Origin of the sequence: Paramesorhizobium salinisoli, assembly GCF_003335045.1 — a bacterium.
Lineage (GTDB): Bacteria > Pseudomonadota > Alphaproteobacteria > Rhizobiales > Rhizobiaceae > Paramesorhizobium > Paramesorhizobium salinisoli.
This window is the reverse complement of record NZ_QOZG01000009.1, coordinates 1-22,153: the sequence shown is the minus strand read 5'-3', so window position 1 is coordinate 22,153 and position 22,153 is coordinate 1. Positions and strand designations below refer to the sequence as shown.

Below are 22,153 nucleotides of genomic sequence, written 5' to 3'. Positions count from 1 at the left end.
ATCGGCTCCTCTAGGGACCCGATTGCCTGTATTTGCGTTCCGCACTCTCCAGATGGTCACGCATGGCACGCCCGGCGCGCTCTGGATCGCGGACCCGGATTGCGTCCACGATCGCGACGTGCCCCTCAAAACTCTCCCTGTTCGAGATCTCCGGCCGGGCAGGCAGTGGCCGCTGGCCAATCAGCCAATCGACGAATGCATCGTGAACTGCGACGAAGATGGGATTTGAAACCATCTCCGTCAGTGTCCGGTGGAAGGCTACATCGGTGACGGCAAAGGCGCGGGCCTTGCCGATGGCCGCCTCGTTGCGGGCAAGCGCTGCCTCGATCGCCTTGATCTGCTCCGCGGTGACATGCACCGCGAGATGACGCGCGCAGCCCTCCTCCAGGAAGAGCCGCGCCTGCTCGAAATTGGCAACACCTTCCGGCCGGACGAGCAACTGGCGCGCCACACCGGCGAGCGAGGACAGAAAGTGATCGGGTGTCGGCCGTGTCACCTTGGCACGTTCACCCGTGTTGATCTTCACGAGGCCCATACGCTCCAGCGCATAGAGCGCCTCGCGGATCGACGGGCGGCCGACCCCAAACATCTCCATCAGATCCCGTTCGGATGGGAGCGCCGTCCCCACGGGATAGACCTCCTCGCGGATCATTTCCTCGAGCTTGAGCCGAACTTCATCGGACAGTTTCTTGCGAATAGCGAGCGCGGTAGTCATGGTGTAACTGTTAAGGTGTTATACCAGCGGAGTCAACCGAAGCCCCGCTTCCTGAGAACGGCTGATCAGACGGCATGAACGGGAGCTGGTTCGCGTCACGGAGAGCGCGGCATGTTATAAGCGGCCGCGCCCTGCGCCAGGGAGGCACTGAGGCGGCCGCAGGGTCCGCCGCTCTCAGGACAAAGCCCGCCACGACGTGTTCGAAAATTTTCTGCATTCCGATACGCAAGCGCGTCAGAGCCGGAATGCCGTCGCCCGTCCCGTTCTCAAGCGGCCACGGAAAACGCAACCCCACGGGTCTACGAAACCCGGGATTATTCGAAGAGTGCTGCGCGTTTGTCGTGTCTTGCAAGCCGAGCGAGCAGGTAGTCGACTTCCGCCCTGGCGGCAGGCGTCAGCATCTGCGCCGGCTTGCGCTGCGTATCGCAGGTTATGATGCCGCGCCGTTTCAGCACGTGCTTGCGGATCGCAAGGCCGATGCCAGGCTGTTGCTCGTAGCGGATCAGCGGAAGATGGGCATCGAAAAGATCATGCGCCTCGTCGCGTTTTCCGGCAGCGAAAAGACCGATCAGCTCGGCGAGCATATCGGGAAAACCATAGCCGGTCATCGCACCATCGGCACCGCGTTCCGGTTCGAAATCGAGGAACATGCCGCCATTGCCGCAAAGGATCGAGAACAGGCGCAGCTCGTCAGCCTTCTGCATGGCGCGCAGTTTTGAAATCTTTTCAAGGCCCGGCCAATCCTCGTGCTTCAGCATCAGGCAGGAGGGGTGATTGGTGATGATCCTGGCGATCACGCCTGGCGACATGACCACGGTCAGAGTCAATGGATAGTCCTGCAACACCCAGGGCACGTCCTCGCCCACCGCTTCGACGGCGCCCGAGAAGTAGTTGACGATCTGGTCGTCAGTCCTCAACGCTGGCGGCGGAGCGATCATGACGCCAGCCGCACCCATAGCCATACTGTCGCGCGCCAAGGAGCGCATGCCGGCAAAACCTGGTGCCGAGACGCCGACGATGACCGGCACTTTTGCCCGTGATACCACGCGCTTGACGATCGCCCGGCTCTCGTCCGGCTCCATCTTCGGTGCCTCGCCCATGATGCCGAGAATGGTGATGCCGGTGCAGCCGCTTTCCTCATAGAAGTCGGTGAGCCGGTCGATCGAGGTGAAGTCGATCGACCCGTCCTTCAGAAAAGGCGTGGTTGCGATCGCGTAAACGCCCCTGGAAGCAACGCCGAATGTCATTTCCGGCCATCCTTCCAAGCCTGGTAGCGAATCTTTGTTTCGGCATTCATCGGATAAAGGCCGGGCAATGGCACGCCGCGATCGACCTCGCTCATGATCCATCCTTCCATCAGTTCCTGTTCAGGCGCTTCGGCAAGAACCGCATCGAGGAACTTTGCCGGGATGAGCACCGCTCCATCCTCGTCCACCACGACGATATCGTCCGGGAAGACCGCTACGCCGCCGCATGAGATCGGCTCCTGCCAGCCTACAAAAGTGAGCCCGGCGACGGATGGCGGAGCGGCCACGCCATTGCACCAGACGTTCATGCCGGTGCCAAGGACGCCTTCCGCATCGCGCATCACACCGTCGGTGACAAGCGCCGCGACATTGCGCTTGACCATCCGGGCGCAAAGGATATCGCCGAAAATGCCGGCATCGGAAACACCAAGGGCATCGGCCACGACGACGCATCCCTCTGGCATGGCCTCGATGGCCGCACGGGTGGAAATCGGCGAAGCCCAGCTCTCCGGCGTGGCAAGATCCTCGCGGGCGGGAACAAAACGCAGTGTAAAGGCTTTTCCGACAAGGCGTCCCTGACCAGGCTTCAGCGGCCTGGTGCCGCGCATCCAGACATTCCTCAGCCCCTTCTTCAGAAGCACAGTGGTGAGTGTGGCGGTGGAAACGCCTTGCAAGATTTCGATGACTTTGGAGTCAAGGGACATACGGAATCCTTATGTCTCAGATGCTGTTGATAAGGCCGCCATCCACGCGGATGACGGAACCCGTGATGTAGGAGGCCCGCGAACTGGCCAGGAAGGTGACGGTATCACCGTATTCTTTCGGATCGCCGTAACGACCAACCGGAATGGACGCTGTGCTTTCCGTCGTGACATCGGACACGGCTCTGTTTTCGCGTTTGGCCTTTTGCTCGTCCAGGAAGACGATCCGTCCGGTAGCGAGCCGTCCGGGAAGTACGATATTCGCCGTGATGCCGTCGCGTCCCACTTCACGCGCCAGGGTCTTGGACCAGCCGACCAATGCAAGGCGCAGGCTGTTGGATATCGCGAGATTGGCGATCGGAGCCACGACACCCGACGAGGTGGAGGTGATGATTCGTCCCCATTTGCGCTCGCGCATGGACGGCAGCACGCCATCTGTGACCGCGATCACCGATCGCACCATCATGTCGAAATATTTGGACCATATGTCCGGTGACTGCCCCGTGGCGGATGTCGGCGGAGGGCCGCCAGTATTGTTGACGAGGATATCGACGGGACCAAAAGCTGCCTTGATTTCAGCGAGTTTGCCCTCGATCAGCGAAATATCGCCGATGTCCCAGATCATCGGGATGGCGCGGCCACCCTCGCTGACGATCGCCTTCGCCGTGGCTTCAGCACTTGTGCCGTCGATATCGGCGACGATGACGCAAACACCTTCTGCCGCAAGCGACCTGGCAATTGCGCCGCCCAGCCCACCACCGGCGCCGAACACAAGTGCCGTTTTGTCATTCAATCCAAGATCCACGATTTTCTCCCGCTTTTGTACCGACTATGGAGCGCCCAGGAAAAACTAATACCTTCTTTTCTGTGCATTCAAACGATAAAGAACCTATAACCGGCTGTGTCAGATCACGTTTGACCGGAGCCGGCTGCCCCCGGGGTTTCTTTAGTGAACCTTCAGCTCCCCGCCCGGCCGGGTCCGGTGGCAATCAAAAGTGTCGCGTGCGCCAGCACCTGGCAGCCGGCAACCGCGTGCTCCGGTTTGACATGCTCCGCCTCGTTATGGCTCAGCCCGTCGCGACACGGAACGAAGACCATCGCCGCCGGCGCGATGCGATTGACGAACAGCGCATCGTGGAAGGCGCCCGACATCATGCGCGTGCTTTTGAACCCACGCGCCGCCGCTGCCCGTTCGATCGCCTGCTGCAGATCCGCGGCAAACGTGCAAGGTGCCATGTCGAAGGATCGCGAGATCGCAACCACGCAGCCCTGCCGTGCAGCCTCTCCAGCAATGCTTGACCTTGCAAGTTGCTCGATTTCGTCCAGGCGCGCCGGATTGGGATGACGCATGTCGATCGTGCAGTACACCTCGTCAGGGATGGCATTCACCGAACCCGGATCGACCGAAATCCGCCCGACGGTGAACCGCGCATCCGGGTCCGCAGGCATGATTGTCTCGTAAAGGCTCGAAAGAGAGCCGGCGAGTGCGCGCAGGGGGTCACGCCTGAAGGAAAGCCCCGTCGTACCGGCATGGGCCGTTTGCCCCTTGACGATGACCTCAAGCCAGCGCGTACCCTGGATGCCGACGACGACACCGATCGGGATGTCGCTCGCCTCCAGGGATGGGCCCTGCTCGATATGGACTTCGAAATAGGCGTGGACCGAGAAACCCAACGGAAGCATCTGCGCCGTCTGCAGGCTTTTAATCGTGACTTTCAGTTCGTCGGCAAACGATACCCCGTCGGTCGTCATTTTTTCTTGCCAACCGACCGGAATCTCGCCCGCCGAAAACGCTGTGGACCCCATGCAGCCCGGTGCGAACCGGCAACCTTCCTCGTTGGTCCACGCAACAACGACAATGGGACGCTCGGTCTCGATACCGGCATCATCAAGGCTCTCGAGCACCTCGAAAGCTGACAGCGTGCCGAGTGCACCGTCAAAACGGCCGCCGGCCGGCTGGCTGTCGAGATGGCTGCCAATCATCACGGGCGGCAGACTGTCGTCGCGTCCCGCACGATGAATGAAGAGGTTGGCAATCGGGTCCTGGAATACCGAAAAGCCCCGTTTCCAGGCAAGGTCGGCCAGCAGGCGGCGCGCCTGGCGATCGCCCTCGGTCAGGGCCTGTCTGTTGACGCCGCCGCTTGCTGTGGCACCGATCGCGGCAAAGGCATCAAGCCGGGCATTCAGACGTTCGCCATCAATCTCTATCATATGGATTCCCCTCAAAGATAAGGCGCGTCGTGGAAGGCGATTTCCAGGAGCTGCGTCCTGCGGAAAATGCCGCTGAGGCGTGAGCGTTCCTCAGCACTCATCCCCTCACCCGCGGCGTCGAGCTCGGCCTTCAGCCAGCGCGCCTGTGCGGCGAAATCCTCGTGTGCGTGAAGATCCACCCATTCCTTCATCAGCGGATCGCTCATCGGGTGCCGGGCGGCTTCTCTCGACCAGATCCAGTACATCCACTCCGCCGCGAACATCGCGGCAATCGTGTCGATATATTCACCGTCGCGGGCAATCGCCAGCATGTCTTCGCGGAAGGCTGTGACCTCGGGGATGGACGTGTCGAAAGCCGCAGCATCGATATCGCGCTCCGCGAAGGTCTTCTCGAAATAGGCGATCTGCTGGTTGGCGAGCGCATTCAGAACGCCGATCAACCAGCGCTTCTGGTCGATTGTTTTGGCCTTGGCGACAGCGAAGGCGAAGATCGAGATCGCCGTGTCGACGAAAGCGCCCTCGAACACAAGATATCGTTCGAAGACATCCTTCGAAAGCCGGTCCGCCTTGATGTCCTCGACAAAGCGGTGACCGACCATCGCAACGAAGACGTCCTTGTTTTCGCGCATGATCTGCTCGCAAAGTGACTCCGCCATCTCAAGCACCCAGCGCGGGACGGGCAGCTTCGACGAAGGCCTTGACGCGAGCGAGTTCGACCGGGTTCCACCAGACGCCCCCCTCCTTGAGCGATGATGCGACGATCACGCCATCCGTCCGCTTCAGGATTTCGACGATATTGTCCCTGGTAACCCCCGAACCGACCAGCAACGGCAAGTGCGTGGCTGCACCCACCGTCTCGATCTCCTCGATGCTTGCCGAGTGGCCGGTACGCTGGCCGGTGGCAATGATCGCGTCGGCGTCGAAAAAGGCAAGGTCGCGTGTCAGCTCCTCGATGGAGCGGTCGGCTGTGACCGCGTGCGCGCCGTGCTTCACGTGGCTGTCAGCGAAGACCTTGATATGCTCCGCACGCAGGAGCGAGCGATAGCGCATCGCTTCCGCCGCCCGGCCCTCCATGAAGCCTTCATTGGCGACATAGGCATTGGCCCACTGGTTGACCCGGATGAACTTCGCCCCGCCTGCCATGGCGATGGCAAACGCCGGGATCGGCGCGTTCGCCAGCACGTTGACGCCGATCGGAATGCCGGTTGCCCGTGCGATCCGATCGGTGACGACCGACATGAAGGCAGAGGTTTCCGGGCCAATATTGTCGGGCTTTGAGAACGGAATATCTCCATGATTTTCGATGATCAGGCCGTGCATCCCGCCCTCGATCAGCGCCTCGGCATCGCGCATTGCGGCGTCATAGAGCGCGTTCATCGCCGCGCCACGATAGCGTGGAGCACCGGGAAAGGGCAGGCAATGAACCATGCCGATCAACGCCTTGTCAGCACCGAATATTTCCCTTATGGCGCTCGAATTGTTGTCTGATATCGTTTGCATTTTCATCCTCTTTTGCAAAGGCCAGCCATGTCTGTCCCTGTTCGTGCTCATGTCATCGGCAACGTCGCCATCGATGAAACCATATCCGTATCGACCATGCCGGAAGCCGGGGCTTCGATCCTCGGCCGCGAAGAAACTTTCGATCTCGGCGGCAAAGGTGCGAACCAGGCCGTCGTCATGGCCCGTACCGGCCTGCCCACGACCCTCGTCGCGGCCGTGGGCGCGGATTTCCGCGCCCGGACGATCCGCGATCAATTGGCGCCGGAACCGGTCGAGGCGACGCTCATCACGCTTGCTGACCGCTCCAGCGACTTCTCCATCATATTCACTACTCCGGATGGCGAAAACGCCATCGTCACCACCACCGATTCCGCAGGTTCGCTGTCGCCGGCAGAAGCGATCGCAGCAATCGGCGCTGCCACCGCCGGCGACCTCATGGTCCTGCAGGGCAACTTGAGCGAGACAACAACCCGCAGCCTGCTCGACGAAGCCCGGCACCGCGGCCTCGTCACCGCCTTCAACCCCTCGCCGCTGCGACCCTGTTTCACCGGCTTCTGGCCGCTCATCGACATCGCCTTCCTGAACCGGGGCGAGGCTCAGAGCCTCACCGGTTCGTCCGATATGGCAGCGACCGATCGGCTGCTGCAGTCCGGCGTACGCCACGTCGTTCTGACGCTCGGCGGCGAGGGCGCGATGCTTGCAAGCCGCGGCACAGCAATCGCCGCCATCCCGGCTGTCGTGACCCGAGCCATCGACACCACCGGCGCCGGCGACACCTTCATGGCGGTCGCGCTGGCCTCGGCAGCACTGCGCGACGTCGAACTCGATATTCGCGCCATCGGCCATGCCGCCTCTGCCTCCGCCCTCACCGTCAGCCGCCGCGGCACCCGATCAGCTTTTCCGACCAGTGACGAACTGCAGGCGATCCTGGCGCGCTGATACGCGCCACAAGCCGGTCGTTCTCAGCTCTTATCGCTCAGCCAGCCCAGAATGTTCTTCCAGAGGCGGCCATAGCCTTCCCACTCGCAGAAGGCCGGCGACAGCCAATGCGGTCCGATATCCGAAGTCCAGGCGGCGCTGCGTCCCTTGCCGAAACGACCGGTGACGAGTAGCGGATGGCCGCCCTGATCTTCCGGCAGGCGGGCAACGACTTCGATATCGGCACGGTCGCGCACTTCCACCTCGTTGACGCCGAGCAGCAGCGGCCATTCGCCCGTTATGCCGGCAACCGTCGGATGGTCCGCCTTGGTGACGACGGCGGTCGCCCCTTCCGGAATTTCGACGCGGTCGTCATAGGGAAGGCAGGTTACCGGCAACACGTCTTCAACAGCCGTGCGGCGCCAGCGCGCCTTGCCGTCGATACCCTGGAAGGAGAAATAGCCGCCGACCATCAGCAGGCCGCCGCCCTTTTCCACCCAGGCCTTGATCAGTTTCAGGCGGTTTGGCACGGTCTTGGAATGCAGCCAGACGACCGGCGGCAGCAGCAGCGAATTCGCGCCGATATCCGACAGGATGATGACGTCATAGGCATCGAGACCCTCCATCTCGAAGGGGAATTTTTCCACTGCTTCATGAGCCGGCATGTAGATGAGTTCGTACTCGCTGCCTTCCAGCGCCTTCACGAGCGGTTCGGCACCGAGATGGAAGGTAACGCTGCCGAACTGGTCGAAACCTTTGTAATGGGTGGCGGAGCTGACCCAGCTCTCACCGACGAGGAGGACTTTCTTGTTCATTTTCTTTCCATTTCTGTAGTCGTATGCGTGCTCAGACCTTGGCCGCGAACACAGATCTCGGATTGTCCCGCATAAGGATATCGAGCTGAGCGTCGCTCAGTCCGTGGCGCTTCAACCGCGGCAGGAAGTGCTTGATGATGTAGGCGTATCCGTTGCCGCCATACCGCGTCAGCATCATCTTCAGGAAGACGTCGTGGGAAAGCAGGATGCGGTCGATATACTCACATTCGATCAGCTTGACGATGGCACGGGCTGCCTCCTCGTCACTCGGGCACTGCACCTGCTGGTCGGCATAGAAGAAATCCATGCCGATCATGTCGTATTCGAGGAAGGCCCCCCGCGCGGCAAGCTCGCCCTGATAGTCGAGATCGTCATGCGAAGGGTTCATGTGGCAGAGCACGGTATGGCGCAGCTCCGCCCCCTCATCTTGCACGATGTCCAGGACCTTGTGCCCGAGCCGGAACCAGCCGGGCAGATGCACCATCAGGGGAAGGCCGGTGCGGGCCTGCGCCCGCGCCGCTGCCCGCAGGGACTTCTCCTCCTGATCGGTGAAATCCGAGGACACGCCGATCTCGCCGATGAGCCCGACCTTGATGTCGGTGCCATCGACACCGACATTCGCTTCCTGAACAATCTCGTCGGCGATCTGGTCGATCGTCATCCCGACGACCTTGGCCGGATGCGAGGAGCCGAGATAATATCCGGCGCCCATGATGATATTGAGCCCCGTGCCCTGCGAGATCCGCTTCAGCGCACGGGGGTCGCGGCCGATCCCCTGGCAGGTGGGCTCGACCACCGTGTTCCCGCCATGTCTGGCGAAATACTTGAGCTCGGTGATCGCCAGCGGCTCATCGTCCAGCGTGATATTATGCTTGTTGACGAACGGATCCTGACGCAGCTCGCCAAGTATCTCGATGCAGACGAAGCCTTCCGCCAGATACTGACGTTCCGGCGTCTTGGGCGCATGCCACCAGCAGCGACAATCGTTGAGGATGTGTTCGTGCATCAAGGTGACGCCGAGATCGGAGACAGGAATTGCCCCCGCTACCGTCATCACCTTGCCCGAACGGATATTGGCTTCAGAAAGTTCGCTCATGCCGCCTCACTTCCTCTTTCCGCCGAAGCGGAAATTGGTGGTGAATATCTTCGTGTTGAGCCAGATGGCCACGAGGATGATCGCGCCCGTCACGATCTGCGTGAAGAAGGGCGAGATATGCATCAGGATCAGCCCATTGCCGATGACGGCGATGGTCAGCGTGCCGAGCACAGTGCCGAGAATGCTGCCGCGTCCGCCCATCAGCGATGTACCGCCGAGCACAACGGCAGCAATGACCTGCAGCTCGAAACCGACGGCAGCGTTGGACGAACCGGAACCCAGACGCGCGGCAATCAGAAGACCCGCCAGCGCGCAGGCTATGCCCGAAACCATGTAGACCGAAGCGACGATCCACTTCGCCGGCATGCCAACGCGGCGGGCGGCCTCCAGATTGGAGCCGACGGCAACGACCTGACGACCATATTTCGTATAGGCGATGATCACGTAGCCGATCACCGCCACAAGGATCGCGATGATCGCCGGCACCGGCAGACCCAGAAATTCCCCACGGCCGAGCCAGAAGAAACCGGGCACATCCTTGATCGGGATCGAATAGCCCTGCGTGAGGTAGAGCGCGAAGCCACGCAGGATCGAGAGGCCGGCAAGCGTCACGATGAAGGCAGGAATGCCTTGATATGCGACGAACCAGCCCTGCGCGATGCCCAGAAGGGCGCCGAAGGCAATCATGCCGATGACCACCATCGGCCAAGGATAGCCCATGGCCATTATGACCGCAGCGACTGCGTTGATCAGTGCCACCTGCGAACCGACCGAAAGGTCGATGCCGCCGGTGATGATAACCAGTGTCATCGCCACCGCCACGACGAGGATCGGAGCCGCCTGGCGCAGCACGTTCAAAATGTTGCCGAGCGTCAGAAACGTGTCCGTGGTGGCGGAAAAAAACATAAGGCAGGCGAGGAAGAACACGGCGATCGACAGGACCTGCGCGTGTTCGGAAAGCAAGTCAGCGACCGGGGAGCCGGCGGCGCGTTCGCTATAGGCGCTCAATGTTTGCCTCCGACGATAAGCTGCACGAGGTCCTGGAGGTCGGTCTTGCCGATATCGCGTTCGGCAACCTTGGTGCCTTCGTACATCACGGCGATACGGTCACAGACGCGGAAGAGATCCTGCAGGCGATGAGTGATCAGGATCACCGAGACGCCCTTGGCTTTCACCCGGTTGATCAGGTTAAGCACGGCTTCCACTTCGGCGACTGCCAGAGCCGATGTCGGCTCGTCCATGATCAGCACCTTCGGATTGAAGGATGCGGCACGCGCGATCGCGATTGCCTGGCGCTGGCCGCCCGATAGCTTTTCCACCTTGGCGCCAAGACGCGGAATGCGGATTTCGAGCGCATCCAGCATGGCGCGGGCTTCGGCTTCCATGCGTCGTCGATCGAGAAACGGCCCCCTGGTCAGCTCGCGGCCGAGAAACAGATTGCCGACGACGTCGACGTGGTCGCAGAGACTTAAGTCCTGAAATACCATTTCGATATTGCGGTCGCGAGCGTCGGCCGGACCGCTGAAACGCACCTCCCGTCCCTCGATCGAGATCGTTCCGTCGTCCGGAATATAGGTGCCGGAAATGATCTTGGTCAGCGTCGACTTGCCGGCGGCGTTGTCCCCTACCAAGCCCAGGCATTCGCCCGGATAGATGTCGAGATCGACGCCACGCAGCGCCTGATGCGAACCGAAATTCTTGCGGATGCCCCTCAACGAAATTCGGGGCTGGCGAATGCCGCCTTCGCCGGGCTGCCGGGGGAGGATATTTCCTCCCCCGGCCCCTGCGACAGCGGTTGGAGGCTGTCGGTCATAGATCATTTGAAGACGGCCCGGTAGGGTTCGACATTCTCCCTGGTGACGATGGTGATCGGGACGGAGATCGTCTTCTCGACGCTACCGCCGTCCGAGATTGTCTTCAGCGCGTCGATCGCGGCAGCGCCCATGGCGGCCGGGTCCTGCTGGATGACGGCGGCCACATAGCCGGCATCGATGCCGGCTATGGCCTGAGCGGTGAGGTCCCAGCCGAAGACCTTGACGTCAGACTGCTTGCCCTGGCTTTCGACAGCAGCAATCGCGCCCATCAGCGCCGGCTCGCCGGTGGCGTAGATGGCGGTCATGTCCGGATTGCCGGTGATCAGGTTCTCGGCAGCGGCAAGCGCGTTGTCCTGGATGTTCTGGCCATCGACGACACCGGCCGTTTCGACGCCTCCGGCGCCCTTGACGGTCTTCTCAAAACCTTCCTGGCGGACATTCTGAATGAAAGAGTTCAGCGCGCCGACGACGCCGTACTTCACCTTTCCGCCCATGTCGCTCTTCACGTAATCGAGGAAGAACTTGCCCATGTCGGCGCCGGCCGTGGCATTGTCGACGCCGATCTGCGCCTTCTGCGGGCCATCCGGCAGGATCGCGTCGATCGCCACGACCGGGATGCCGGCAGCGGTCGCCTGCTGCACGGCGGGCATGATGCCGTTGACGTCGATGGCAACAACCGCAAGGCCGTCGACCTTCTGCTGGATATAAGTTTCGATCGCGCTGTTCTGCGCGGCCGGATCGTTGTTGGCGTTGAAGATGACGAGCTTGGCGCCGGCAGCGTCGGCCGCCTTCTGTGCGCCTTCATTCATCTGGTTGAAGAACAGCGCCTGCTGGTTGATCTGGACAAGCGCGAAGGTCTTCTCAGCGGCAAAGGCATTGCCGAACGAAATGCCTGCAAAGACGGTTGCTGCCACGGCAGCGGTCAACATTCTGCGTTTCAGAATAATCATGTGTTCGTCCTCTGGTTGGGTTCATGGCCGTTGCTTTTTATGATTTCGACGGCGGTGCAACGGAGTTTCGCACGACGATTTCGACCGGCAGCAATTCTTCGAAAGCCAGACTTTCCGGTTCCGCCCAGTTTGTTTCCAGAAGTAATGCCAGCGCCCGTTCACCGAGCGCTCTGACAGGCTGGCGGATCGCGGTCAGTGGCGGCGCAAAGAGGTGCAATGGCCCTACATCATCGAAGCCAATCACCGAAACATCATGGGGAACGGATATCCCTCGGGCGCGCAGAACTTCGATGAGGCCGATGGCGATTTCGTCGGAGCTGGCGAATATCGCCGTCCCCTGTATGCCTTCATCAAGGAAACGGCACGCTGCTTCCCGTCCAAACTCCACGGTATAGTTGCCTTGGTAACGAAAGACTTGAAACGGGCCGCCGCGCTCCCGCAGAGCCCGTTCGAGCCCCATCGAGCGCCGGCGGGTGCTGATCATCTCCTGCGGTCCTCCGATATAGATGACGCGCCGGTGGCCGTGATCGGCCAGATGGCAGCCGGCGAGATAACCGCCAAGCTCGTTATCGGAAAACAGCTTTGGCACCCTGGCGTTCGGCACATCTTCATCGACAACAATGACCTTGCCCGTCTGATTGATCAGTGCAGCGAGTTCCCCGTCATCAGGGTGATTTGTGATGAAGAGCAGGCCGTCGACGTGATTGCGGGCCAGTGACCTGAGATAGGCGATTTCACGGCCGGGGCGATTGAGGGTCGCATGAAGTGAGAGCGCGAGACCACGTGTGTCCGCCGCCGCCTCGACGGCCGAGACGAGCGTCGCGAAGAAGGGGTTGGCAATGTCAGGGACGACCAGCCCGATCGTCTCCGAGCGGCCGCGGCTCAAGCGGCGGGCATGAGGATTTGGCTCGTATTTGAGGTCCTGGATCGCCTTGTCGATGCGTAGCTTCGTTTCGGACGGGAGCTGAAGCGAGCCATTGAGGAGGCGAGACACCGTGGTTACCGATACGCCCGCGGCGTCGGCGACGTCCTTCAAGCTGGTGGCACGCTTCGTCGACGTCATGTTTCCGGAACCTCAGGGACGTTTGACTCGATTTAGTAAACCGATTTACTAAATCGCTTTACCATGCCACGATCTCGCCATCTGTCAAGCCTCCTGTGGCTGGAGGAGCACCGCTTGTTTCACCAGTGTCTCCGGTTGTTGATAGGTACCGCCTTTAACAAGCAGCGCCCAAATGGTGCGTGCCATCTTGTTCGCAAATGCGGCTGCGGCCACCTTGTAGGGGGCGACGTGCTATCAAGGAGATGACCCAGGTAACTTAATTGTCCCGACGATCAAGAGAGTTCGCAACGGCTTCGCTCGCCTTGCACGAAAATTGGAAGTGACCCTCCGGGATCGCGGCGAAGGCGTCACTCGATCGGCGGATAGATGAAGCCAAGATGACGGGGCGAAGCTCCCGCTCGCCCGTGTGGCGATGGGCAAGCCGGAAACAAAATTGGCTGACCTGTGTGCGGAACCCGGCATCACCCCGGCAGAGGCGCTACCGGTTCGTCAGGCGAAAGGCGAATCGAGAACCGATGGCGAGAAACTGCTCGCCGGTCGCAAGCGTGAACCCTTGAAGCATGCAGGGCGGACAGCTTCACGGCTTCTTCGGCCGCTCCCGCCCCCTTGCAGCCGACAGCAACAAGGACAATGAGTGGCGAAAGAACATCCTGAATTTTGCCCCGCGAGTCAGGACTGGGTCGTGAAATAGGGGAACAAATTGGCACGGATCCGTGCCAATGGCGTCTTGCCTGCCGTATCCGGCCGAAATGTTTGGCCAGTAATTGCCTCGAAGGCGTCGATATAGACCTGTGAGGTGGCCGTGACCAAATCTGCCGGTATTTCAGGAATCGGATCACGATAGGGGTCGCACCGGGCATCGACCCAGGCGCGGATGATATCCTTATCGAAAGACGGCGGGCGGGTGCCGTTTTCCAGGGCTTGTACATAGGCATCAGCCAGCCAGAAGCGGGAGCTATCGGGCGTGTGAATTTCATCGGCCAGGATGATGTTTCCGGCGTCATCGGTTCCAAATTCGTATTTTGTATCCGCCAGGATTAGCCCTCGGTCCGCTGCCATTTTCTGGCCCCGGTCAAAAAGGGCGAGGGCAATCGAGGACACGCGGTCCCATTGCTCTGCGCTGAGCAGGCCCTGAGCGACGACCTCGGTAGCGGTCAGAGGTTCGTCGTGTCCACCGTCAAATGCTTTTGAGGTTGGAGTTATGATGGGCGCAGACAACGCTTCATTATCGCGAAGACCTTCGGGGAAGCAATGTCCATACATCGAACGCTCCCCCTTTTTATAGCGTGTCAGGATCGATGTGCCGGTAGTTCCGGCCAGATATCCGCGCACGACGATTTCGACCGGAAGGATTCTAAGCTGTTGGCCAATAACGACGTTAGGGTCAGGATAGGCGAGCACATGATTCTGGCAGATATCGCCGGTGCGATCGAACCAGAAACGGGCAGTTTGAGTAAGAACCTGCCCTTTAAAGGGGATTGCGGCTAGGATGCGATCAAAGGCCGAGATCCTGTCCGAGGAAATAAGGATTCGCCGCTTATCCGGCAGGTCGTAGCAATCGCGAACCTTGCCGAAATAGGGATTGGGCAGTTCGGGAATGTGGGCATGATCAAGGACGCGATTTGGGATGATCATCAGAGCCTTCGTCTGGAATGGATGCTTCGGGATGCGGCAGAACCAGCCCCATGCATGAGATTTGCACAGGAGGTCAGAGTATCTTGGACTATATGAACCCCAAGTTCCAGCCATTCACTTTGGGAAGCAAATGACCGCACAGTCCGCAAACGAGGCCATTCAGTGCTCTGCCTGTCCATTGCAGGTTTTCACCCTTCTGCGGCCTTCGACTGTGGCCCCGTCAGGAGACCGGAAGCAGGGCGTGGTTGATCATTTGATATGCCTGCCGTATACCCACCCCATTGATGTTCAAGGGCCTGAAGGTGGCGCCCTGCCGGGCAAGTCCTCCTGGAATGTGAATATGTCACCGATTGAAAAGCTGATTTATCCGGCCCGAGTGGCCCTGTGGCGCACCCGAAGCGTTCTTGGGCTAAGTGTGCCTTCATGGCCCTTGACAGTGGAGGTGTCGCATCACATCGATGCGTCCGGGCCTGACCCGGAAGGGTTCCACGACTATCATTATGAATACGATGTATTTGAATTCACGGACGGGTTTGCGACACTCCTGGCACGCGCCTATAGCGATGAGCCTGAAAAGGCCGCGCTGATGGTATGGAGCAAGGGTCCCAACAACCATCTGCTGGCAAAGCGGGATTTACATCATCCGCTTTTCATCCAAGCCGCAGCCTATCTGCGCAAGACTGGCAAATCCAGGCTTGATTGGCGCGACAGAAACAGCCGAGCCTATGTGCCACTCAATGATTGCGAAGGCGTAGGTCCTGGTGTCGAGCATCAGCCTTAGCACTGGAGATCAGCGTGGCCGTGCAAATGACCATAGGGACCCTACAACTGGTAAGCAGCTTGTTGAGGCCGTGAACGACTATCCGCTGGCAGAACGAGAGGTTTGCGAAACTGGTTGTTGGCGAAGATTCACAATTTTTGCCTTTTAGTGACCGGTCCGAACTCGTACAGCCTGTGCGCCTCGCGCTTGCCGATGCATTCGGCCTCCGGCGCATGCAGGCTGTCGCTGTCCCTTCTCCCATCAAGGTCCTGGCTTTATGGCAAACTTCACCTGTGCCGGTGGGCTTTGTATGATGGGGCTCATGCCCTGCGTGGCAGAAAGCGTATGGCTGCTTATGGACAATGGCGGCCGCGGGGTCGGGCAGCTCCACCATCCATCGCTTCCAACTTGCGCTTGGCAAAACGATTTGTCATCCAGAGTTACATTAATGGATGCTCCAGGCTGCCCGGTGCCATAGAACATAATAGGTTTGAACCATGCGTAATCTTCGGCTTTTGGGGAAAGGATCACCGGAGGCTGAGGTCGCGGCCCGATCACGAAGAAATTCGGCTTCGGAGTTCCCCATCCGGTCACCAGATCGTATCCCTGCACGGCCGGATGGCCATTATTTCCGTCTGTGATGTCGTGGAAAAGATTCTGGTAATTCTTCGGGTTGACGCCCAATCCATATAGCAGCGGATTGACAAAGCCGACCGTAGGCTGGCCGTTATTCTGACGCGCCTCGTTCACCAATGCCAAAAATGCAGCCCAGCGGGGAGCGGCGACACTTGTACCCGCAAAAGATTTTATTTTCCGTCCTTCAACCGTGAAACTGTTGCTTGCTTCGGCTGCAACGTCGGGACCGTTGCGATACTACGATTGATAGTATCGACCGTGCCGGTGATGCTCAAGACGCGCCGGGACGGCGTGGTGCGCCGGATTTCAAAGCCATTGTTTCTGGCCCACGCGACAACTTTGTCGAAATCCCGCTGGGTGGGACCGAAGCGTTCTGTGAACTGCTCGGGCGTGAGATAACGCCCATATTGTGGGCTGTGCGGATCATACAACTGCTTCAGCAATTCGTCGATCTGCGCTTCATTGCGCGGCGGCAAGACGATGGAGAGCGGTAGCCTCAGCGTTGCCGGCAGGTCCCCCAGCAGGCGGGCTGCCTTTGACATGACGGCCGTGGGAATTTGTTGCTCAAGCAATAGCGGTTTTGCCGGCGATGGTTCATTCGCCTGCACAACGGAGCAGAAAGCCGTCGAGGCAATGCAGAACATCCCGAAAATCAGTTGTTTCACGATACGCTTGGCGTGAGTGTGTCTTCCGTGAACATTGATTTCAGGTTGCATCGATCGCTCCAATGTAAAATGTATGTTGGGTGCTGGTCCTCACCCCAATCATGTGAATCTGCATATATTCAGTTATTTTGTGAGCATAAAATCGATTAGAAAACAAATCCACGAATGGTTTCTGGTTCAGTTAAGACGATATGATCATGATATCTTATGAAAGATATAGGAGTCGTCATTATCCATTCGTACATAATGCCGTTTTTACATCGATTAAAACAAGCAGCGTTATTATAGCTAAAATTATTGCTCTATGAGAAGATTACATTGAAGGCGCCTAGGCTCAAGCCTTCGGTAACGGGGCCGCTCCAGTCAAGCAAAAAGGAGCGGCTACGTGTGGCTTCGCGCAAGCCCGCCTCGTTCACGGGGGCGGAGATCAGCCGGATGGCCGTCACGGCGCATGTCAGCGCTAGCCGGGTGCGCCCAACAGCCGGCCCAGATGGGCGGCCCGCACCAGATCGTCAAGCGTTTTCAAAGCGACGCCGGTGGTAAACGCGATGTCGCAGGTGCTCGGCTTGCCATGGCCCATGCCGAGCGGCGTCGCGGCATGCTGTCGGGCTATGATCCGCACGTAGCTGCCGACATTGATGCGAACACTAAGCTTTTGAAGGACGTCTTGAATCAGAGTCATTGCGGCGTGAAGTAAGACTTGGCCGCTTCGAGAACATCATCAATTCGCTCTTGCTTCAGCAGGTCGATCGGCTTTCGACCGCCGAGGGTCGGATTTGGACGGCTTAGCCAGACCCAAGTGATACGTTGATTTGCCGTCAATCGGCTGACATCTCCAATCCCCCTCGCCGGTCGCCCGTCCACAAATTGTTCCACTGGATAAACATGCTTTTTTGTCCCCTTGAGGAGGGCGACGACATCTCCGGCATGTTGCCAGCGGTTAAGGCTCGACCGAGGAACACCGTAATCTCGGCTCAGCTCGGTTGCTCCGGCTACTTCGCCAGCCCACTCCTCCAGACGACGAGCTACGGCTAGTTCTCGAAGGGTGCCTTCACCCTGCTGCTCACTGACCACCTCGCCAAGCCCCTCTCCATGGCCATCCTCGGTTACATCGGGGGCCTCGAGCATGATTTTTTTCTTTGGTTCATCGCCGAACGCCTCGACCAGCTGGCGGATGCGCCTGCCGAGTTCCGTACGATGTTTGTTGAGTTCCAGCCGCGCCTCGGGCGTCAGATTCACCACGGCAGCGGCGGCCGCGCCGGCAATGTGCGCCGACAGATCTAGGGACCCTGACTGAAAAGCCTCATCCGTTTTAAGTGCATTGGCGACTTTGGTTGCAACACGATGCGCGACACGGCGTGGGCGCTCGATCTGTGTGTTTGGGCTGACCATGACTCATGCTCCATTTCTTTTGCAGAGAATATAGATACGAGTCACCCAAATGTCCAGTTTGAGCCATTTGTCCCAACCCCGGGCACCTTAAGGCCACGCTAGGTTCGCTATCGACAGGACCGCATCCTCATAGCGGCTCTTCAGACCCGGCAACCGCCACACCCGCTTCATCAACGCATCTGTCATCCGAGGCGCCACCTCGCTCAAAAACCCTGCTTCTTCTCTCAAAGCCTCTCCCTCCTCCAGAATCGCTTGGGCCATCTTTATCCCTTGGTCGGTGAGCGAAACTGATGTCCCTTTGTCGATCTTCACCAGCTTCATGGCGTGAGCTAACGCTACGGCGCGGTTCAGGGAGGGTTCGACACGTACTGAAACTTCGGTCGGTTTATATTGCCCAGATAGGAGACCGCGTCTTCGTCCCGACCTTCCGGGAGCCGAACCGAGTGAGCCAGAAACTCAAGCTTTTGGAAGTTGGATTTTTCCACGGCTGTAGAACAAGGCCAGGATAAGGACGGCAATGCCCCATGACATGCGAAGGTCACCAGGAACTGGATCAGGACGAGCCGTGTAGGTGAATGAACCGCCCAAGATGGCACGACGGAGGATCGATTCGACCTCGATCACGACGCGCTGCCTCCCAGGGAGCAGCAGCAGAAAATCCATGCGCTGGCGCGGAAGAGGCAGGCGATGACGCAGGGTTTTCACGATGGCTGGGTCATAATGAAGATAGACCTGCGGCAGCAGTGCAGGCAGAGCCGCGCCGAGGACGGATCGATAGGATTTGAAGTATGTGGCGAAGAGCTTGTGTTCTACCTCTGAGGCTAGCGATTCTTGGAGACGCGCTCCGAGATTTGCCGCGTTGGCCCCCGGCGTAACATCCCCCCACCAAGCGACAAGCTGGGGCGGAACACGAAGATTGGGTGACCGGACTGTTCGCTTTCCTGCGCTAGCTCGTATCCATCGCGCGCAAGAATCTTTGTTGAGGGCGGCGACCGCCTGCAACTGCTGCTCTCCCGACCGAGAGAGGGGGTGAACAGCCTCTTCGAGTACGGTGGCCGCGCTCGGCAATGCCATCAGAGATGCGATGTTGGAAGTATTTGATGGCGTGATAGGTGAGTAGCGCTTGGTGGAGCGACCAGCGGGCCACTGACCAATACTTTGACATAAATTTGGTCAGCAAGGCCGGGGTCCGCCGCCCTTCTCCTTCTGTTGCAACTGTCAGAAATTTGAATATATTTCTGACAGGAGAAATGCCATGCAAAAGCTGACGTCGCAAATTATGGGCCATGCCGGACGACTGCCGGAGGGATCCGCGCTTTCGGCAAAGAGCTTTCTGCATCTCGGAAATCGTGCTGCCCTGGACCAGGCCCTTTCGCGACTGGCCGAGCGCGGCGAGCTCGTCCGGGCCGGTCGCGGCATCTATATGCGGCCTGTCAAAGGCCGCTTTGGCAACCGGCCGCCGACGGTCGAACAGGTGGTGGAGGCAGTGGCGCAGCATCGCGGCGAGGTCATCGTTTCAAACGGCGCCGCCGCGGCGAATGCCCTGGGCCTGACCACCCAGATTCCGGTCCGCTCCGTCTACCTGACATCCGGCCGCAGCCGGACGATGAACCTTGGAAAGCACACGGTCGAGCTCAGGCATGTGCCTCGCTGGCAATTGGCCTTGGCCGATCGGCCTGCCGGCGTGGCGGTCCGTGCGCTCGCCTGGCTTGGGCCGGAGAAGGCCGATGAAGCACTTTCGAGGATCAAGCGAAAGCTGCCGCCGGACGAGTTCGGCGAGCTGGTGGCGGCGGCGGCGCAGTTCCCGACCTGGCTGGCAAGAAGCGTGGGAAAGGCTGCGCATGGCTGATCTATTCCTGACCTTGTCAAAGGATGACCGGCGCGAAGCATTGGCCGTAGCGGCCGACCGCACCGGACGGCCCATTCATCTGCTCGAAAAGGATGTCTGGGTCGTCTGGAAGCTGCAGACGCTCTTTTCGTCCATGCTCCGCGAGCATCTCGTCTTCAAGGGTGGCACCCCACTTTCGAAAGCTTACGGCGTCATCAAAAGGTTCTCCGAGGATGTAGATCTGACCTACGATATCAGGGCTTTGGCGCCGGATTTGATCGGCGACAACTATGAGGCGCTGCCGAAACCCGCAGCGAGGAGAAACGCTGGACCAGCGAAGTGCGAAAGCGGCTTCCGGTCTGGGTGTCGGAGTCAGTCGAGCCGGTTATCGCCGGCGCGCTGCGCGATCAATCTCTTCCGGCGGCAATCCGCCTCAAGGACGACACGCTCTACCTGGACTATGAAGCGGTGAGCAGCGGATCCGGCTAAGTCGCCCCGAGCGTCACGGTCGAATTCGGAGCACCGTCGACCGGCGAATGGTGTCGAATTTCCGAAGGCGAGTCCCCGCGTTATGCACGCCGAGCGGACGTTCTGGGAGAAAGCGACCGCGATCCATGTCTTCTGTTTGCAGGAGCGCCTCCGCGGCGATCGGTTTGCACGTCACTGGCACGACGTTATCCGGTTGGACGGCACTGGCTTTGCCGAGGCAGCATTCAAGGATCGAGAGCTTGCCAACGCAGTGGCGAAACACAAATCCATGTTCTTTGCGGAAAAGGCGGCTGACCGCTTGCCGATCGACTACGCCGCAGCCGTCAACGGCAATCTGGTTCTTACACCGTCAGGAGAAGGTCTCCGTGCGCTCGGCGAGGATTACGAGCGCATGGTCGACGACGGTTTGCTGCTCGGCGATTCCGAGCCGTTCGAGCACTTGATCGAGCGATGCGCGCAGATTCAGGCGCGCGCGACACATCGGGATCGGAGAATACAGGCGAATAGCTTTAATCGCCTTGAAGGTATTTGAACCGAAGACCCTGCGATAATTCTGATCGATGACTAAATAAGCATAGCAGCAACGCACTAGCGAGGCGTAGATTTTGGCACCAAATGGTGCTAATATACGAACTTCCCATAGGAGTCTAAACGTGCGTTCCACCATTAATCTCGACGATAACCTCATGGAAAGGGCAAGATCCCTAACCGGCACGAAGGAAACGGCTGCGCTTGTCCGCCAAGCATTGGAAACACTTGTGCGGGTCGAGTCTGGAAAGCGCCTCGTCGCGCTCGGAGGTACTATGCCCGACGCAGAGGCAGCTCCTCGCCGCCGGAGCGAAGCGGCCAAGTGATACTGGTAGACACCTCAATCTGGATTGATCACTTCCGCCATGGAAACGCAGGGCTACGTAAAATTATTGAAGAAGATCGCCTAATCTGCCATCCTTTTGTAATCGGCGAGTTGGCGCTTGGCAGTCTTCGGGACCGTGATGCTGTGATGGCCTTCCTTGCAGTACAGCGGGAAGCATTCGTCGCCACGCACGACGAGGTCATGACGATGATTGATCGACATTTGATCTTCAGCATGGGAATCGGCTACACGGATGCGCACTTGCTAGCTTCGACGCTGCTTGACCGGCGATCGACCTTGTGGACCAGAGACAAGCGCCTAGCAGCAGCGGCTCAAAAGGCAGGCGCATCACTTCATGTGCAGTGAACACACCTAACTAGCGCTCGTGGACAAAGGGTATCCATAGTTTGACTGCTGCGATGGCGACAAATCCGAGATATGATTCCTTGGTCTTGTCATAGCGTGTTGCAACGCGCCGCCAGTTCTTGAGCGTGTTGAAGAGGCGCTCGATCTGGTTTCGCCATTTGTATTTGGTTTTGTCATGGGGGATCGGGTCGCGTCTGTTGCTTTTGGCGGGTATAATCGCCTCGATATCGGCGCTGGCGATCTCTTCGCGAATGGCGTCAGCGTCATAGCCTTTATCGGCGAGGAACGCCTCTATCCGGTCGGAAATCATCCGGAACAACGGAACAAAGCCCTGGTTGTCGTGTGTTTGTCCGGGCGTCAGGACGAAGCCGAGCGGCCGCCCCTGCGCATCGCACCGGGCATGGAGCTTGGTGGTGAAGCCGCCGCGCGATCGGCCAAGCGCCTGGGCTTTCTGAGTCCCCTTTTTATGCCGACCGCACAATGATGTGCTCGGACAATG

Annotated in this window: 26 protein-coding genes and 1 pseudogene; 6 read left to right on the top strand and 21 right to left on the bottom strand. The window is 59.4% G+C overall.

Annotation, left to right across the window (positions count from 1 at the left end; genetic code table 11):
- Positions 1-10 precede the first annotated feature (10 nt).
- The 7 genes from nanR to DUT91_RS19175 all read right to left on the bottom strand — a co-directional run bounded on the left by nanR (position 11) and on the right by DUT91_RS19175 (position 6,374).
- The gene (nanR, locus tag DUT91_RS19205) at positions 11-715 is read right to left on the bottom strand and encodes a transcriptional regulator NanR (RefSeq protein ID WP_114442128.1); all 705 of its coding nucleotides are present in this window, start codon (positions 713-715) and stop codon (positions 11-13) included.
- 314 nt (positions 716-1,029) lie between these two features.
- Positions 1,030-1,962, bottom strand: a complete 933-nt coding sequence (locus tag DUT91_RS19200; protein ID WP_114442127.1) for a dihydrodipicolinate synthase family protein — start codon at positions 1,960-1,962, stop codon at positions 1,030-1,032.
- Positions 1,959-2,666: a ribonuclease activity regulator RraA gene (locus tag DUT91_RS19195; protein ID WP_114442126.1), complete on the bottom strand. Its 708-nt coding sequence runs from the start codon at positions 2,664-2,666 to the stop codon at positions 1,959-1,961. The genes DUT91_RS19200 and DUT91_RS19195 overlap by 4 nt, the downstream gene beginning before the upstream one ends.
- A gap of 16 nt (positions 2,667-2,682) precedes the next feature.
- Positions 2,683-3,468, bottom strand: a complete 786-nt coding sequence (locus DUT91_RS19190; RefSeq protein ID WP_114442125.1) for an SDR family oxidoreductase — start codon at positions 3,466-3,468, stop codon at positions 2,683-2,685.
- Between the two features lie 152 nt (positions 3,469-3,620).
- A complete protein-coding gene (locus tag DUT91_RS19185; RefSeq protein WP_114442124.1) occupies positions 3,621-4,874 on the bottom strand; it encodes a Zn-dependent hydrolase in 1,254 nt (417 codons plus the stop codon).
- A gap of 11 nt (positions 4,875-4,885) precedes the next feature.
- A complete protein-coding gene (locus DUT91_RS19180; protein WP_114442123.1) occupies positions 4,886-5,530 on the bottom strand; it encodes a TenA family protein in 645 nt (214 codons plus the stop codon).
- 1 nt (position 5,531) lies between these two features.
- Entirely contained in the window at positions 5,532-6,374 is an 843-nt protein-coding gene (locus tag DUT91_RS19175; RefSeq protein ID WP_114442268.1) for a BtpA/SgcQ family protein, read from the bottom strand.
- 27 nt (positions 6,375-6,401) lie between these two features.
- Between DUT91_RS19175 and DUT91_RS19170 the strand changes: the two genes are divergently transcribed.
- Complete coding sequence (locus tag DUT91_RS19170; RefSeq protein ID WP_114442122.1) at positions 6,402-7,313, top strand: ribokinase; 912 nt, start codon at positions 6,402-6,404, stop codon at positions 7,311-7,313.
- 23 nt (positions 7,314-7,336) lie between these two features.
- Here DUT91_RS19170 and DUT91_RS19165 read toward each other — a convergent pair whose 3' ends face one another.
- From DUT91_RS19165 to DUT91_RS19130, 7 genes are all read right to left on the bottom strand, one after another.
- Complete coding sequence (locus DUT91_RS19165; protein WP_114442121.1) at positions 7,337-8,107, bottom strand: glutamine amidotransferase; 771 nt, start codon at positions 8,105-8,107, stop codon at positions 7,337-7,339.
- Between the two features lie 31 nt (positions 8,108-8,138).
- A complete protein-coding gene (locus DUT91_RS19160) occupies positions 8,139-9,203 on the bottom strand; it encodes a phosphotriesterase family protein (protein WP_114442120.1) in 1,065 nt (354 codons plus the stop codon).
- Between the two features lie 6 nt (positions 9,204-9,209).
- Entirely contained in the window at positions 9,210-10,211 is a 1,002-nt protein-coding gene (locus DUT91_RS19155; protein WP_114442119.1) for an ABC transporter permease, read from the bottom strand.
- Positions 10,208-11,023: an ATP-binding cassette domain-containing protein gene (locus DUT91_RS19150; protein WP_114442118.1), complete on the bottom strand. Its 816-nt coding sequence runs from the start codon at positions 11,021-11,023 to the stop codon at positions 10,208-10,210. Before DUT91_RS19150 ends, DUT91_RS19155 begins: the two co-directional genes overlap by 4 nt.
- The gene (locus tag DUT91_RS19145; protein WP_114442117.1) at positions 11,020-11,967 is read right to left on the bottom strand and encodes a substrate-binding domain-containing protein; all 948 of its coding nucleotides are present in this window, start codon (positions 11,965-11,967) and stop codon (positions 11,020-11,022) included. Before DUT91_RS19145 ends, DUT91_RS19150 begins: the two co-directional genes overlap by 4 nt.
- Positions 11,968-12,004: 37 nt before the next feature.
- Positions 12,005-13,030, bottom strand: a complete 1,026-nt coding sequence (locus DUT91_RS19140) for a LacI family DNA-binding transcriptional regulator (RefSeq protein ID WP_114442116.1) — start codon at positions 13,028-13,030, stop codon at positions 12,005-12,007.
- A 669-nt stretch (positions 13,031-13,699) separates the two neighbouring features.
- Positions 13,700-14,665 carry a phosphoribosylaminoimidazolesuccinocarboxamide synthase gene (locus DUT91_RS19130; protein WP_114442114.1) on the bottom strand — a complete coding sequence of 322 codons (966 nt, stop codon included), beginning with the start codon at positions 14,663-14,665 and terminating at the stop codon, positions 13,700-13,702.
- 241 nt (positions 14,666-14,906) lie between these two features.
- Between DUT91_RS19130 and DUT91_RS19125 the strand changes: the two genes are divergently transcribed.
- Positions 14,907-15,446 carry a hypothetical protein gene (locus DUT91_RS19125; RefSeq protein WP_147272215.1) on the top strand — a complete coding sequence of 180 codons (540 nt, stop codon included), beginning with the start codon at positions 14,907-14,909 and terminating at the stop codon, positions 15,444-15,446.
- Positions 15,447-15,686: 240 nt separating this feature from the next.
- Here the strand turns inward: DUT91_RS19125 and DUT91_RS25565 are convergent, their stop codons facing one another.
- From DUT91_RS25565 to DUT91_RS19100, 6 genes are all read right to left on the bottom strand, one after another.
- Positions 15,687-16,184, bottom strand: a complete 498-nt coding sequence (locus DUT91_RS25565; RefSeq protein ID WP_147272214.1) for an Ig-like domain-containing protein — start codon at positions 16,182-16,184, stop codon at positions 15,687-15,689.
- Between the two features lie 47 nt (positions 16,185-16,231).
- Positions 16,232-16,777, bottom strand: a complete 546-nt coding sequence (locus DUT91_RS19120; RefSeq protein WP_114442112.1) for a protease pro-enzyme activation domain-containing protein — start codon at positions 16,775-16,777, stop codon at positions 16,232-16,234.
- Between the two features lie 409 nt (positions 16,778-17,186).
- Positions 17,187-17,408, bottom strand: coding sequence for a hypothetical protein (locus DUT91_RS19115; protein WP_114442111.1), 222 nt, complete (start codon positions 17,406-17,408; stop codon positions 17,187-17,189).
- Complete coding sequence (locus tag DUT91_RS19110) at positions 17,405-18,118, bottom strand: antitoxin Xre/MbcA/ParS-like domain-containing protein (RefSeq protein ID WP_114442110.1); 714 nt, start codon at positions 18,116-18,118, stop codon at positions 17,405-17,407. The genes DUT91_RS19115 and DUT91_RS19110 overlap by 4 nt, the downstream gene beginning before the upstream one ends.
- A gap of 87 nt (positions 18,119-18,205) precedes the next feature.
- Positions 18,206-18,439: a hypothetical protein gene (locus DUT91_RS26710; RefSeq protein WP_245419806.1), complete on the bottom strand. Its 234-nt coding sequence runs from the start codon at positions 18,437-18,439 to the stop codon at positions 18,206-18,208.
- Positions 18,440-18,574: 135 nt separating this feature from the next.
- A complete protein-coding gene (locus DUT91_RS19100; RefSeq protein ID WP_245419805.1) occupies positions 18,575-19,120 on the bottom strand; it encodes a hypothetical protein in 546 nt (181 codons plus the stop codon).
- Between the two features lie 253 nt (positions 19,121-19,373).
- Between DUT91_RS19100 and DUT91_RS19095 the strand changes: the two genes are divergently transcribed.
- From DUT91_RS19095 to DUT91_RS19080, 4 genes and pseudogenes are all read left to right on the top strand, one after another.
- Entirely contained in the window at positions 19,374-19,967 is a 594-nt protein-coding gene (locus DUT91_RS19095) for a DUF6088 family protein (RefSeq protein WP_114442109.1), read from the top strand.
- Positions 19,960-20,967 (top strand): annotated as a pseudogene (locus DUT91_RS19090) (nucleotidyl transferase AbiEii/AbiGii toxin family protein). Before DUT91_RS19095 ends, DUT91_RS19090 begins: the two are co-directional and overlap by 8 nt.
- A gap of 121 nt (positions 20,968-21,088) precedes the next feature.
- A complete protein-coding gene (locus DUT91_RS19085; RefSeq protein ID WP_114442108.1) occupies positions 21,089-21,289 on the top strand; it encodes a type II toxin-antitoxin system VapB family antitoxin in 201 nt (66 codons plus the stop codon).
- Positions 21,286-21,654: a type II toxin-antitoxin system VapC family toxin gene (locus DUT91_RS19080; RefSeq protein ID WP_114442107.1), complete on the top strand. Its 369-nt coding sequence runs from the start codon at positions 21,286-21,288 to the stop codon at positions 21,652-21,654. Before DUT91_RS19085 ends, DUT91_RS19080 begins: the two co-directional genes overlap by 4 nt.
- Positions 21,655-21,664: 10 nt before the next feature.
- Here the strand turns inward: DUT91_RS19080 and DUT91_RS19075 are convergent.
- On the bottom strand, positions 21,665-22,153 hold a 489-nt coding region (locus tag DUT91_RS19075), incomplete at its 5' end, for an IS5 family transposase (RefSeq protein WP_210207966.1).